The sequence below is a fragment of the Dyadobacter sp. HNCC25DJ185 genome, assembly GCF_056895195.1.
This window is the reverse complement of sequence record NZ_JBXHAR010000005.1, coordinates 202,904-217,813: the sequence shown is the minus strand read 5'-3', so window position 1 is coordinate 217,813 and position 14,910 is coordinate 202,904. Positions and strand designations below refer to the sequence as shown.

Annotated in this window: 10 protein-coding genes; 4 read left to right on the top strand and 6 right to left on the bottom strand. The window is 50.6% G+C overall.

Annotated features, from left to right (window positions below; translation table 11 throughout):
• Positions 1–91: 91 nt before the first annotated feature.
• Positions 92–1,384, top strand: a complete 1,293-nt coding sequence (locus AC1XUF_RS15880) for a C45 family peptidase (protein ID WP_483342795.1) — start codon at positions 92–94, stop codon at positions 1,382–1,384.
• Positions 1,385–1,567: 183 nt separating this feature from the next.
• On the top strand, positions 1,568–2,056 hold the full coding sequence (locus AC1XUF_RS15875; protein WP_483342794.1) for a DUF7678 domain-containing protein: 489 nt from the start codon (positions 1,568–1,570) through the stop codon (positions 2,054–2,056).
• 31 nt (positions 2,057–2,087) lie between these two features.
• On the opposite strand, the gene AC1XUF_RS15870 is transcribed toward AC1XUF_RS15875, so the two are convergent.
• The 6 genes from AC1XUF_RS15870 to AC1XUF_RS15845 all read right to left on the bottom strand — a co-directional run bounded on the left by AC1XUF_RS15870 (position 2,088) and on the right by AC1XUF_RS15845 (position 12,509).
• Entirely contained in the window at positions 2,088–4,355 is a 2,268-nt protein-coding gene (locus tag AC1XUF_RS15870) for an NADP-dependent malic enzyme (RefSeq protein ID WP_483342793.1), read from the bottom strand.
• Positions 4,356–4,413: 58 nt separating this feature from the next.
• Complete coding sequence (locus tag AC1XUF_RS15865; RefSeq protein ID WP_483342792.1) at positions 4,414–6,300, bottom strand: malate synthase; 1,887 nt, start codon at positions 6,298–6,300, stop codon at positions 4,414–4,416.
• A gap of 24 nt (positions 6,301–6,324) precedes the next feature.
• Positions 6,325–8,106, bottom strand: coding sequence for an L-lactate permease (locus AC1XUF_RS15860; protein WP_483342791.1), 1,782 nt, complete (start codon positions 8,104–8,106; stop codon positions 6,325–6,327).
• Positions 8,107–8,108: 2 nt separating this feature from the next.
• On the bottom strand, positions 8,109–9,437 hold the full coding sequence (locus tag AC1XUF_RS15855) for a GntP family permease (RefSeq protein WP_483342790.1): 1,329 nt from the start codon (positions 9,435–9,437) through the stop codon (positions 8,109–8,111).
• Positions 9,438–9,459: 22 nt separating this feature from the next.
• Positions 9,460–11,763: an alpha-amylase family protein gene (locus AC1XUF_RS15850; RefSeq protein ID WP_483342789.1), complete on the bottom strand. Its 2,304-nt coding sequence runs from the start codon at positions 11,761–11,763 to the stop codon at positions 9,460–9,462.
• 158 nt (positions 11,764–11,921) lie between these two features.
• The gene (locus AC1XUF_RS15845) at positions 11,922–12,509 is read right to left on the bottom strand and encodes an RNA polymerase sigma factor (protein WP_483342788.1); all 588 of its coding nucleotides are present in this window, start codon (positions 12,507–12,509) and stop codon (positions 11,922–11,924) included.
• 201 nt (positions 12,510–12,710) lie between these two features.
• On the opposite strand from AC1XUF_RS15845, the gene AC1XUF_RS15840 reads away from it, so the two are divergent.
• Together AC1XUF_RS15840 and AC1XUF_RS15835 are read left to right on the top strand one after the other, a co-directional pair.
• A complete protein-coding gene (locus tag AC1XUF_RS15840) occupies positions 12,711–13,517 on the top strand; it encodes a glycosyltransferase family 2 protein (protein ID WP_483342787.1) in 807 nt (268 codons plus the stop codon).
• Complete coding sequence (locus AC1XUF_RS15835; RefSeq protein ID WP_483342786.1) at positions 13,518–14,876, top strand: oligosaccharide flippase family protein; 1,359 nt, start codon at positions 13,518–13,520, stop codon at positions 14,874–14,876.
• The last annotated feature ends 34 nt before the right edge of the window (positions 14,877–14,910 follow it).

Below are 14,910 nucleotides of genomic sequence, written 5' to 3'. Positions count from 1 at the left end.
CGCAAATTTCCCCGAAACCGATGCAAGAAAATCCTGCAAAATCCTTTCACAATAATCGGAGGGCCTGATAAGTTACTGGAAATAAACCCCTATGAAAACGCTCCACCTCATTTTAATGCCGTTAATCATTGCCCTGATGCAACTGTCCGGCTCCACGGTCTCAGCATGCAGCATGTGTAAAGTCACGATCAATGGACGGACCTACCTGGGCAACAATGAGGATTCATGGAGGATTGGTTCGAAAATCAGCTTTGTGAATGCTCCCAAGGGACGGTTTGGTGCGCTCTATCTGTGTTATGGTGATTTTTTCGCGCAGGGTGCCATGAACGAGGCCGGGCTCGCTTTCGATGGGCTGACGATCTACAAAGAGAAAATCAAAGTGGATTCCACGAAAAAAACGGTAACCAATTTCGGTGCCTTTGTCAAAGAAATCATGGAAACCTGCGCGACTGTCGAAGATGTGCAACGATATGCGATCCAGTACAGCAGGCACGGTATGAAAAACGGGGAATTATTTTTTGCCGACAAATCGGGCCATTATCTTGTGATGGAGCCGGATACCATGATTTTAGGCCACGACGAAAAATATATCATTGCAAACTTTTGCCCATCTGTCACGCCGGAGCAAAAGAGGCTGGACTGGGGTCGTTATCGAAGAGGACGCGAATTCCTGGCCCGTCACAGCGCGGATACCAGTGCTAACTATTGCCTTGCATTAGTCGATACCATGCACGAATGTCGGCCCAATTTGGGCGATGGCACCATGTATTCATCTGTCGCCGATCTGCGTGAGGGTATTTTCCGGTTGTATTTTTATCATGATTACAACAAGGAAGTCAAGTTCAATTTGAAGGAAGAGCTGGCCAAAGGCGACCATATCCTCGAAATCGCTTCGTTATTTCCGACAAATACCGAATATGAACGGCTGGTCAGTTACAAAGTGCCGCAAAACAACCGACATATCTTTCGTTTCCTGCTGTTCTGTGGCTGCGTATTCCTTTTTTCGGGCCTCTATTTTTTGTTAAGTTATTTGAGAAACTTAAGTCGTTCCTCGAAACAGCACGATACCCATTCGGGCTATCAGTTGCCCCTCTTTCTGGTGAGTGCTGCCATGGCTTATTACATGTTTCTGCTTGTCAGAAATCCCGCAATCTTTTACAGCCAGGCACCATACCAGGACATCCGGTTTTCAGCGATCGATGTGGCTTCCTATCTCCCTTACCTTTTGGCAGTGCTCATCATCCCGCTTCTAAAAATCAACTTGAGTATGATCGGCGAGGCAAGCCGGTGGTTACCGTATCGACTGCTATTTACCTTGAATAACATGGCCTATATCGCACTGATCGCGCTTTTTACCTATTGGGGTTTTTACGATATATTTTAATGAAACGACAAATCAACAGGTCGCTTTTTGCGAGTCTGAAACCATTGGTTACTAACTCATCCCCCTACCCAACTTGTATTAGGATTAATTCCAAATTTCTCTTTTCGCCTGAAAAACACACGTTTATGTTTTAATTCTTTTTTGAAGCTACGTAGTTTTGATATTGGACAAAACTTATCTCCAATGGACCGGCAGAGGATGTTTCGTAAAACTTTCACCTTAACTGACTTTCAGATCAAGCGCCTGCAGGAACTGAGCGAGCTTGATATGGTGGGTATGGAAGAACATATCCGAAAGGCAGTTGACGCTTACATCAAAAACCAAAACTTCGAGCTCAGGGCGCCCGCTGAAAAGGATATTTCGGCAAAAATCAAAAAGCGCCACGACGACCCCACCATCCCACGTGCCATCTGGGTTTCCGGAGTAGTCGACAAATTTGAATTTTCCGCATTGATCCTAAATGCGCCCGCCAAATCCGCCATGGACAAAGGGCGGATCTCCAAACTCTCCATCTGGGATCCGGCAGTAAGAAAGAAGACCGACAATTTTATCGAGTCCTGCATCATGAACTACGATCGTGGCTGGGATATCCGCCCAGGCAAGATCGCCAAACCCTACTACGACAAGGTAAAGTCACTTCTGGACCAATACCTGGCCGAGTCAAAATCCTGAAACAGGCCTGCGCCGGTTCCAGGTCCCTCTCCTACTTCGAATCCACCACCGCTACCGCAACCATATTGAAAATCTCCCGCACCGTACTGCCCAACTGCAGCACGTGGATCGGCTTTTTAAGCCCCATCAGCACCGGCCCGATCTTTTCGATCTGGGCGATTTCTTTGAGCAGGTTATAGGCAATGTTGGACGAGGACAGGTTTGGAAATATCAATGTATTTGGGCCCGATTTGCCCAGGGGTGAAAATGGATAGGATTCTTTCAGCAAGTTCAGGTTAAAGGGTAAGTGTGCCTGCATTTCCCCGTCTACGATCATATCCGGGTGCTTTTCGTGCAGGATTTTCACCGCTTTCTGCATTTTCAGCGCATCCTCGCCCTCGGCGCTTCCGAAAGTGGAGTACGAAAGGAATGCGATCTTAGGCTCCACATTTAGCTTCCTGACTTCCTTTGCGGTGATCTCCGCGATCTCCACCAGTTCTTCGGCTGTGGGGCTGAAATTGACAGTGGTATCCGCCAGGAAAATCGGACCGAAGCGGCTCATCAGAATATACATGCCCATGATCTTGTTAATACCCTCCTGCCGGCCGATCACCTGCAACGCGGGGCGCAGGGTCTGAGGATAATTCCGCGTGAGTCCCGAGATCAGCACATCCGCTTTTCCCAGCTCCACCATCACCGCGCCATAGTAATTCCGGTGCAGGATCAGTCCTTTTGCATCAGAGAATGTCAGTCCTTTGCGCTTTCTTTTCTCGTAAAGTACTCCCGCATAGGCTTCCACATTCTGAGCCTGCTTGCTCGAACGCGGGTCGATGATCGTCACTTTATCGATCGTCAGCTTATGCTCTTTGATGATCCTGTTGATTTTGATGACGTTACCTAACAAAATAGGCACGGCGATGCCTTGCTCGAGTACTTCCTGAACAGCCCGGAGTACGGTGAGATTCTCGCCATCCGTGAACACCACCCGTTTGGGTTTTTGTTTGGCCTGGTTGATAATCCCCCGGATCAGCGAGTTGTCCAGTCCGATCCGGCTGGTAAGCTTCTGATCATAGTCCGCCCAATCGGTAATGGAAGTTTTGGCAACGCCGCTTTCCATTGCGGCCCGCGCCACCGCCGGCGCAACGGTAGTCAGCAAACGTGGGTCGGTGGGTTTCGGCAGGATATAGCGTCGTCCAAATGCCAGGTTTGTTTCCCCGTACGTCATGTTCACGATTTCGGGCACCGTTTTTTTCGCCAGGCCCGCCAGTGCTTTTACGGCGGCCAGCTTCATTGCTTCGTTGATTGAAGTTGCTCGGACGTCGAGCGCGCCCCTGAAAATATAGGGGAAACCCAATACATTGTTGACCTGGTTGGGATAGTCTGAACGCCCCGTCGCCATGATGATGTCGGGCCTCACCTCCACGGCATCTTCATAAGTGATTTCTGGATTTGGATTGGCCATCGCAAACACAATGCAATCGGGCGCCATGGATTTGACCATCTCCTTGCTCACGACATTCCCGACCGATAAACCCAAAAACACATCTGCATCCACCAGCGCATCGGAGAGTGTCCAGTCCAGCGGCAACTGGTCGTTGACATATTTATACTGATTGGGGACAAGGTTCACGCGGCCCGGATGCAGCAACCCGTCTTTATCGAAAACCGTAATATGTTCTTTGCTGACACCCAATGCTACATACAGGTCCATGCAGGCAATCGCCGCAGCGCCAGCGCCATTTACGACCAGCCTGATTTTGGCAATGTCTTTTCCAGAAATGTCCAGCGCATTCAGCAGTGCAGCGGCACTTGTGATGGCAGTACCGTGCTGGTCATCGTGCATCACCGGAATGGACAATTCTTTCCTGAGCCTTTCCTCAATTTCAAAACAGGCCGGTGCGGCGATATCTTCCAGGTTAACCGCCCCAAATGTAGGCTGGAGAATCCTGACTGTACGAACAAACTCATCTATGTTGGTCGTATCCAGCTCAATGTCAAACGCATCGATGTCCGCATAGATCTTGAATAACAGACACTTCCCTTCCATCACCGGCTTAGATGCTTCGGGACCAATGTTTCCGAGTCCCAGCACGGCGGTGCCGTTGGTGATCACCGCTACCAGGTTTCCCTTGGTGGTATAGTCGTACACTTTTTCAGGATGGGCGCCGATTTCCAGGCAAGGCTCTGCAACTCCCGGAGAGTAAGCCAGCGACAGGTCGCGCTGGTTCAGTGTTTCTTTGGTGGGCTTAACTTCTATCTTTCCGGGGCGTCCTTTTGCATGATAGTGGAGCGCGTCTTCCTTCAGTTTTTGTGTATTCATCTGGTCAGTTTGTTAAAAGCAGGGCTGGTCGTAACCACCGTGCCTCTCAGGTTTTCCCCTAAATTAACTGACTTGTCGGATCAAAATCCAGGTTTTCTGTAATTCGTCTGCCTTCTTTTAAAGAATCCATATAGATCCCGATCCTTCTTTTGGCTTCGGCCAGGTCGAGGTTATTGAGGTTAATGTTCAGCAGATCAATGAACCACGGCGGTTTTACCTCGCTCAAAGTGTACACATGGGCGATCTCTGCGGCGATGGGCAGCGTAGTTGTCTTAGAAGATTCGTACACGTCTTTGCTGGCCGCATTTTTTAGCTTTTCATATTCTTCTTCGAATAACTGTGCATACAATTTCTCCGAAAATCGATCCCCCGCTTTCGTCTTCGTTCCCGGATCATCTTCGGTCAGTACCGCCCCTTTATTGATCCATTCCCAAAGGATACTGAGCCGGATTTCCCCGGTTGCCATATCCTCCATCAGGTATAAAATATCGTCATTGCCAAAAAAGTCAGCCGGTTTCAATGCTGCGGCCTGCATACCCTGCCCAAAAGCATTGCCATATTGCAGGGCAACGCTCAGCAAATTACGGGCACCACGGATGTCTGTCGGAGCGGGCTCGATCAAGATCAGCCCGTCTGCGTCGTCCGGTGTATAAGTCAGCGGCGGAAATGGCCGGCCCGCTTGGTTTTGCTGTCCTGCTTTTTCCCAGACCGGTCTCAAGATCTGCATCATTTTCCAATGCGCCACCCATTTTCCGCTGGCGCCTTCGCGCTGTTCTCGTTCAGCGCCGGCCACCGCCTTTTTCATACTGGCCGAAACGCCCTCTTCGGAACCAACCGGAATATTAGGTTCCATCCCGCCCTGCCAGAGCGCACAATTGCCATGGATATCCGGCGTATTCACCGCCCTGCGCACCCGGTCCTCGTAGTTACGCATATAGCCGTACGTCATCGTGATCGCCTCGATATTGGGATTGATAAAGCTTTTATCCCACGACATCGCATCGGCTACGCTATTGATATAATCCCAGCGGCCGGTGTTGAAGCCCACAAAGTGCCTGCCCAGTGCTGCGCGAATTTCCATCAACTGGTAAGTTGCTTCCAATTGTTCTATCAGAACATAAACCTTAATAGTTCCTGCGGGAAGCCCTATCTCCTGCTCGATTGCATGCAGCAGGTCATTCCACAGCGCTGCCTCTTGAGCGGTCTGGATTTTGGGAAGATACAAAACGATGGAGGAACCTGCCGTTTGCAGAGCTTTGTAATTGTTGACGACATACAGCGTCGTATCCACAATGGAGGCGGCCATCGCAGTACCGTCGGATTCGCGGATATGGCGGTCGTCCAGATGCAGGCCGCGCGCACGAAAGATTTTGGTGGTAAAATCGAGCTGCGTTTGCCAGTCAGCTATGATCCCTTTTCCCAGAAACGAAATTGCCCAGCGGTTGATTTCACCTGCGATCTGCCCGGCTACTTTCAGGAAGAGCGGATCTTTATGGATCGCCAGTTTTAAATTTCTTTGGTTATCCAAGGACATGGTTTTGGTTTGCCCAAGCGCGTCTTCACCATCGAACATCCAGCCGTCGGCACCTGAAAGCAATGCATAGGCCACATTCCGGATGCTGCTTTCGAGCGGAGCATCGGGTTTGGCTGCGGGGCCTGTTCCCTGGATCCATTGTCTCTGCAAATCTTTGGGAATGGACGAACCTTCAAATTTCCCGTCTCTCGCATCCTGGACCGCGATGGTGGTGTCCGGGATAAAACTTTCAGGATCGAGAAAGGCAATGCGCTGCTTTTCCTGCCGGCGCAATGTTCTCCGCTTCAACCGGATATCCATCAGGTCTTTGATCCGCTTATTGAAATGGGCAAGAGAGGACAGCGCCGACAATGCTTCCGGTGTGTAAATATCGCTGTAAGCCTCTTGTAAATGGTCCCTGATAATGATCATTGGAATGGGTATAAGTTTCGAAAATCAGCCCTCCAAAGAGTCCTGTATTTTGCCTGTGCTTTTATTAAAAAACAAAACAGTCAGAACAACGAGGGTCACAATCACGGCCAGGATCAGCAGGTAGCTAAAACCGGTCGATATTTGTGAAATCGCGGCACCGGCCGTTGTTTCGAGCATTTCGTATGCAGGTATCCAGCTCGTCAGCACATACGATTGCAAGACTGTCAGCACACAAACGACGAGTAACATGGTGAAGCTGTGTTTGACGGTAAACCTGAACAGCTCGGATTCCCTGCCAACGAGCCCTACGGCAGCCGTACCGATCGCGATGGATTGGGGTGAGATCATTTTGGCTGTGACCCCGCCGGATGCATTGGCGCTTACAGTCACCAGGGGATCGATCCCCACCGCACCCGCCGAAGTATATTGGAGCTTGCAGAACAACGCATTGGACGAAGCGTCTGAGCCGGTAAGGAACACCCCCAGCCAGCCCAGGATAGGCGAAAAGAAGGGGAAAAGTGAACCTGTGCTTGCAAGCGCTATAGCCATCGTGACCGACATACCGGAATTGTTGACGACAAAAGCAAAGCCAACGACCGACGCGATCGTCAGCATCGGGAATTTCAGTTGGTTAATGGTCGCAAAAAAAGTTTTAACACCATCCTTCCAACTCAAACCGATCAGCGGCATCGATATAAAACAGGCTATCAGAACAGCCATGCCGGAATTGGACAGGTAATTGAACTCGAACGGCTTGATCGCCAGCAGCGCGCCGTCGGTTGTTGAAATGTTGTTGTGCAAACCGGGAATGATAAACTTGGCCGTTGCCAGGGAATTGAGCGCATCTTTCACCGGTTGCAAACCCCAGGCAATAATCATAATGGTCATGATCAGAAAGGGCGACCAGGCCCTGACCACCTGCCCGGTGGAGTAATTGAAATTGGCCTGATAAGTCTGCGGCGGCTCCTCGCTGAAACGCCATACCGCTTTTGGTTTCCAATACCTCAACAGGATCATCAATGCAAACAAAGACGCAAGTCCGGCAATCACATCAGGTAGCATCGGCCCGAGATAATTGGCCGTGAACCATTGAAAAAAGGCGAATGTGATCCCGGTAACCAGGATGGCCGGCAAAACCTCCATGGATTTGCGAAAACCCGCGACGATCACAACCAGGTAAAAAGGCACCAGCAGGGACAGTATCGGCAAGGTTCGTCCGATCATCTGGGAAATAGCCATTTCCGGGACATCTGAGACGTGCGAGGCAATAATAATGGGGATACCGACGGAGCCGAATGCCACCGGCGCCGTATTGGCGATCAGACAAACTGCCGCAGCATAAAGCGGATTAAACCCCAGCCCGACCAGCATGGCAGAAGTGATTGCCACCGGTGCGCCCATCCCGGCTGAGCCTTCCAGAAAAGCCCCGAACGAAAATCCGATGATCAATGTTTGCAGCCGCCTGTCGGGTGTGATGGATGCCATGAAATGTTTAATAATTTCAAAATGACCACTTTTAACGGTGAGGTTGTACAAAAATACCGCGCCGATAATGATCCAGCTGATCGGAAAAAGGCCATAAAGCCCGCCGTGAAATGTGGATAACAATGCCAGTTTCAAAGGCATTCCGTACACGATCAAAGCTAACAGGATTGCCAGGCCTGTCGTGAGCAGACTCGCCAGATAGCCTTTCATTTTCCGGATCATCAACGCCCAAAAGATAAAAGCGATCGGCAATGATGCGACCAGTGCCGACAATGCGAGGTTATTCAGTGGATCGATCAGTTGGGTCCAGGTCCTATGCATGCTTATTTCAATATTTTGGTCAGAATATATACTAGTAAAAAGGAAGTTGAGCCCATTAATACCGTTGCGATCGAATAAACCCGCAACATGGTTTTCATATCAAGGCCCGAAAACTTCGCAATCACCCAGAAATACGCGTCATTGGCGTGGGAAACCATCATCGAGCCAGCGCCCATGGACAAAATGCAAAGGAGCGGCCCGCTGCCGGTAGCCAGGCCCAAAGCTGGCAGCAACGGCTGGACAATAGAAGATGCCGTAATGATGGCAACTGTGGAAGAACCCTGGGCCGTCTTCAAAACGGATGTCAGCAAAAACGGAAAAAAGATACCTAAGCTGCCTAAAGCAAGTGAAGCGCTTAAATGATCGCCAATCTTCGTAGCAGCCAGAACCGCACCGAAAGCTCCGCCCGCGCCGATAATCACCAGAATCCCCCCCGCCTTTTCGGCCGCATCCTGCAATAAGGCGCTCACCGTGTTACCTGGCCAGACTTTCTGACCATTGAAAGCCAGCAAAACACCGATAGATAATGCAATGACCGGGTCCCCAACTGACAATACAATGCTGAGCCAACCATCTGCGGGCGCATTTTCAACCAATAAAAAAGATTTTAAACCAATGAGAATGATCGGGACAATCACTGGCAAAAAGGATTTCAAAACCGAAGGCTGAACCGAAATTTCCTGCTCCTCTGCCTGCTCTTCAATGATCACCGGATTTTTTTTGCCCGCATAATGTGCCCATAAGTAACCCACAACGGCTGCGGGTATCGACACTACAATCCCGATCAAAATCAGTTGGCCGAAATCTACCCCTATAATCCCAGCCGCCGCGGCCGCTCCCGGATGAGGAGGTATCAGGCAATGCACGGAATACAGGCCGGTAGCAAGCGAAACCGCCATGATCGCGACCGAAATGCCTGTGCGCCTGGCCAGCGACTGATTTAATCCGCTCAGGACAATGTAACCCGAATCGCAAAAAATAGGCAGTCCAATGATAAAACCGGTGACACTCATGGCGATGGGTGCGCGCTTTTCGCCCACTTTTTTAAGAATGTAATTGGCCATGACCCTTGTGCTGCCGGTATGTTCGAGTACCACGCCCAGTGTGGTGCCGAGGACGATCAGCAATCCCAGCGATTTCATGATATTCCCGAAACCATCCTTTGTTGCCGCAATTACCTGATCAATGGGCAATTGCACGCCCAATCCCACGATAAAGCAGGAGATGATCAAAGCAAAGAAAGCGTGTACTTTGTACCTGGCGGTCAGCAAAACAATGGCAGCGATGCCCATCAAGAGGCAGATCAGCAGATAGAAAAAAGAATGTTGCATACGTGTTGAAAGCACTTTTTCATCAGGATATCACGATTACTTCGTGGTCGAGGATGGATTTTATTTCAAAATGCGCAAAACCATTGCTGACGGTCACAGGCATTTTCCCGACCATCACCAGCGCCTGCCCGTTCTTACCACTTACTGATTTCGGCAGCTTCACTTTCACTTTCAACGGCCCTATCGCAATGAATTCGTCGAGAGGCTGGCGCCAGGTTGCCGCGCTGGTCAGGTTCACGACGTGCAATACCAGTCTTCCCTCATGCCGGTACAAATGGCAATCCACCAGACCTGCCCCTTCCACCGTGAAGGGTAATTCCTCTTTGGCTGCCCAACGGACGATGTTTTCCAGCAAATCGCCGTGGTCAGGCAGGTTCGAGCGCCCGTACTGCCTGTCAAAATCGGCAGGCAAAAACGCGATGCGGCCTCCCTGAGGGGTTGTTTTAACGATCAGCCCCGCTATATCCGTTTTGGGCTCCCGCATGTACGATTTTTCAGGCGGGTAAGTCGGGAACTGCGGGATGTAGGTCATCAGGACTCGCGCATCCGGGTCGACTTTGACCGGTTCCAGCAAGCCGCCGTAGGGCAAAATGTCTGTTTCTTCAAAGCCTTTGAATATCGCGTGGCGCTTGCCGGCTACAGCCGGTTCCGACTTCGTGTGCGGGCCATTCATCTGGGCACGTAGCTCAGGCGTAAGGCGCATATAGGTGTGATAGGCCTCACCGGCCATTTTTTCGATGACTGTTTCCTTCTTTGCGTCTCTTGGGCCCGTTAAATGCGCCCCGAAAATGTCGGCCAACGCATAATCCGCCATCGGGTCTCCCCATTCGTCAAACAAACTCGTATCTCCGGTTGCGATTACACTTCCTCCGCCATCGACAAACCGGCGGACGGCGGCAACCTGCTCCCTCGTCATTAACGCGACATTCGGTAAAATCAAAACGGCTAACTGCGGGGCGTCGCGGTCGATGTGGTCTGCATGTACCGGCAAATAGGGTATTCTGGCCCGGACGAGCACTTCTACCATACCCCGCCATGGCAATTCTACCAGCTCGGCCGCCTGGTCCCTTCCGTAGAAATCCATATTTTCCTGTGACCACACCGCCCCGATGTTTGCAACCGGCTTGCGGTTGATCAGGTATTGTTCATTGGTTTTGTGCCAGTTGAAAACTGGTACAGCTGAATGGTACATCCGCCGGTCCTCATGGTATGCGGCTACCATATGCCACCAGGGCTGAATGCCGCCCGCAATGCCGTTGACCATCCACATGCGGGCCTCTGGTCCCGGCTTGCTGGACAGTCTGAACCAGGGTTTCCGGTGCTGGTACACGGCCATGCTTTCCGGCGCCAGCTTATCCCAGCCCAGCAACCCGTGCACCATTTTTCCAATCTCTCCATTGTGCTGAAAACCGCTGTCATCCGATCTGGACTGATCGTCGAGCATCATGATATCCGCCCGTCTGGCGATTTCTTTGAAATCTCTGAAACTCCTGCTTTGCCCCATGATCGAACCCCCATTCATGCCCGACCAAATGCAATCCGCGCCTCCCGCAGCCTTGGTCGTACGGTTATTGAGGTCCCATATTTCGAGGCGTCTTGCATAATTCCACCGGATCCAACGCTTGTAGACCTGATCGTCCCAGTTCTTTTTCACGGGAATATTTTCTCCTGTTCTGTCTTTAAAACCCCTCTTACAATTTTCACAATAACAGATCGAATCCCGGCCCAATCCGCTCCAACTGTTGTCGGTAAAACCATTGGGATTGTACATCTGCGCTATTTCCGTCAGGATAGACGGGAGATATTCCTGGTAATATGGGCTGTTGATGCAGGAAACGAACAAGTCTTCTGCCTTGTAAGGGGTACCGTCGGCGCGCAATGCGAACCAGTCGGGATGTGCTTTGTAAAAATCCTCGTGTGCACGGTTGGAATCCATGCGGGCAAAAATGGCAAGGCCGTCTTCTCTTGCGGCTTTGGTTAAATCACCAAACAGGTCGCGCCCCTGCAGGTAGTCTGCTTGATGATGGAGCGGGATTTTCGTTGGGTAATAAGCCACAATACCGCCTGCATTGACGATGATGCCCTGTATTTGGGTTTCTTTCCAATACTGGCGCCACCAGGCGATGTCATATTGCTGCGGGTCTTTTTCGGTAATGTTGATCTGGCCCCAGCGGGTCACAGTGTTGTACCAGGGCAGTTTTTGGCCGGGTGCCGTATCGGGCAATCCTTTTGCACCCGCCGCAAAAAGGTTGCCGGCCGCAAGCGCCGCTGTCCCGATGGCCGATTTTTTGATAAAAGTTCGTCTGCCGTTTTCAGAGCCGTTCATATAGCCAGGATTTCGATCTTATTATCCAAATCCTGGAAAGGCTATTTATACCGGTCTTTGCGTGAAAATTTGTTGTGGTTTCTCGGTCGCGCTGGACCGTAAGCTACTACCCTGTCGGTCCGCAGGCTTACCGATCGCTTAAAATAGACCCAAAACGATCACACCGCCGCAGCCGGAAAGGAATTCAGGCTCCGATTTAAGTGCTCTGCGACCTCATCCGCTTTTAGAATCATTTCTTTCAGCTTTTGCCGCGCCTTGAACAGATTGGATTTGGAAGTACCGATGTTGATATGGAGCATCTCCCCAATTTCTTCGTGCGAATATCCGTCAACTGCAAACAGATTGAAAACGGTCCGATACGCCTGCGGCAACCTCTGGATCATCGCCAGGAGGTCATGGTAAGTGAGGTTCCCGTCTGCCGCTTCCTCGTTGCTGAAATGTTCGGCACGTCCCAGGTCTTCCGCGCAATTCATTTTCAGATTGGCCCGGTAATAATCGATCGAAACGTTCATCATAATACGCCCAAGCCAGGCCTTGAAGGGTTTGGACTGATCAAACTGGCTGATATTGACAAAAACCTTGTAAAATCCCTGGTTCAACACCTCGGCCGCCTCGCTACGGTTGCTGACATAGCGCAGGCATATACCCATGGAGAACCCATAGAAGGTTTTGTAGAGCAATTTCTGTGATTTCCGGTCTTCCCGGATGCAGCCATCGATCAGCGCATTTAATTGTTCTTCACCCATATAGTTTGCAGCGCTTAACTTGCCAGCGAATAGTTACGGAACCTGCTTTTTTTACACCGTACGTATTGACAGGTTTTGAGGGTTGCTTGGAGGTGCGAATAAATTGAATTGATGTTGAGACAGGGCCAGGTCGTCGGCAAGAGGCAACCGTTGGCGGACGGGTAACGTAATGGTTACAACACGATCCAATACCAGCACCGGATGCTTCCTATTTCAATTGTCATCATCGCAAAAAATGAAGCCGAAACCATCGGTAAATGCCTGTCAATGAGCGAACTTATCACAGAGGATGTGATTGTTGTCGACAACGGAAGCACAGATCGCACATGGGGCATTGCCCGCACTTACCGTTGCCGCATCCGACAGGAAAAATGGGACGGTTACGGGGCCAATAAAAACAAAGGCATCGCGTGGGCCAAAAACGATTGGATCCTCAGCATCGACGCAGACGAAATACCAGATGCCGACTTGATCCGCTCACTTTTTCAGCTTGATCTGAGTAATCCGGGAATCGTTTACGACATCCGGTTCAAAACCTATTTCGGGACGAAGCTGGTCCGCTTTGGCAATTGGGGGCGCGATCATCACGTCAGGCTGTTCAACCGCAAGCTGGTGAAATGGGCCGAATCGGAGGTGCATGAAACTTTGGTTATCCCGAAAGGGGTTCCCACGAAAAAAATAGAAGGCCACCTTCATCACTATGCAGTCAGGAACAAAACAGAATGTGATGAAAAGGCCGTTAACTACGCAAAACTAAGCGCGCGGCAGTATCATAAAGTCGGCAAAAAAACCACTTTTGCGAAGACACACCTTTCGCCCTGGTTTGTTTTTGTAAAAAATTACGTGGTCCGTTTGGGCATACTCGACGGGCAGGTGGGCTGGGACCTTGCCCGCATGATGTTTAAAAATACCAGATTGAAGTACCGATTTTTAAAGCAATATGAGCAAGGCAAAATGCCTTCGGCCCCCGCGACCCAAATTGCCGAAAACCTAGCCATTGAATACTAAGTGCAGAAAAACAAACTGATCCGAAACCTTTCAGCCAGCACGTTGCAGCTGGTCGTAAACCAGCTGGCCGGGTTGGCTATTTTTTACTTTCTGAGCGCGGCACTGGACAAAACGGGATTTGGACAACTGAACTTCGTTCTGGCAATCCTGCTATTGGCTTTCAACCTACTGCCTATGGGCATTGAACAGATTTCAGTTCGTAAGATAGCGTCCGGGGAGGCCCCTGAACCCATATTGTCCACTTACCTGTGCCACGTATTGATTTCAGGACTGTTGTTTTACGGCGTAACGGCCGGAGGCAGCTATTTCTTCGGGGACCAGCCGGTATACCCATTGTTGTTGCTCATTGGCGCCGGGAAGCTGATGATCTACTTTTCTACCCCGTTCAAACAACTGATCAGCGGAATGGAGCAGTTCAGGGTGCTCGCCTTCATGCTCTCTGTTTCGAACCTGGTGCGGGCAGCGGGCCTGGCTATCCTGTTTTCATTGCATGTCTTGTCTTTACAAGCCGCCGCATTGATTTTCGTTGCAGGCGATATCATGGAATTCGGGCTCTGCTTTTTTCTTTTCAGGAATACGACCTCTGTTCCGGTGGCCATCAAATGGAACAGGCAGGCGTACCTCTCGCTGCTCCGCGAATCCTTGCCGCAAACGGGCGTGACTTTACTCACTTCGGCCATCGCACGCTTCGACTGGATATTCATCGGCATCATACTCTCGTCCGTCAAGCTGTCGGAATACAGCTTTGCCTATAAGGTTTTCGAGATCTCCACCCTGCCCCTGCTGGCGATTGCGCCGCTGCTGATTCCCCGTTTCACAAAAATGTTCGGACAGGCGCGATCAGCGGTGCGCGAACTGAAATTCCTGATGACAGCCGAACTGATCGTCGCAGGCATCACCATCGTGGTATTGAATGTCACGTGGGTGCCGGTGGTGGACTGGCTAACCGACGGCAAGTACGGGATTGTTAATGCAGACACGATTTTCCTGCTTTCGCTATGCATCCCGCTCCTTTATCTCAACAATTTTTTCTGGACCATTTATTTTGCGCAAAAACGCATGCAAATGATCCTGAGGGGTTTTGTAATTACATTTTGCGTTAATGCCGGTTTGGATGTGTTACTCATACCTTTCTTTGGAAATGAAGGTGCGGCTGCGGCTTTTCTGGTCTCCTGCGCCGCCCAGGCCATTTTTTACGTCAGCCAAAACAGGATCGCCGAACTCCGCGGGGTACGTTACCAGCTGGTTATTTGCCTGCTGGCGGCAGTGATGGGTACCTTCGTAGCAAAAACACTTTTAGCGAATTTTGTTACCCCGGTTCAAGCAACCATCACGCTTTTGTCTCCGTATAGTTATTAAAACGCAAACGGTTTTTGCGGCTTAATAACGATCA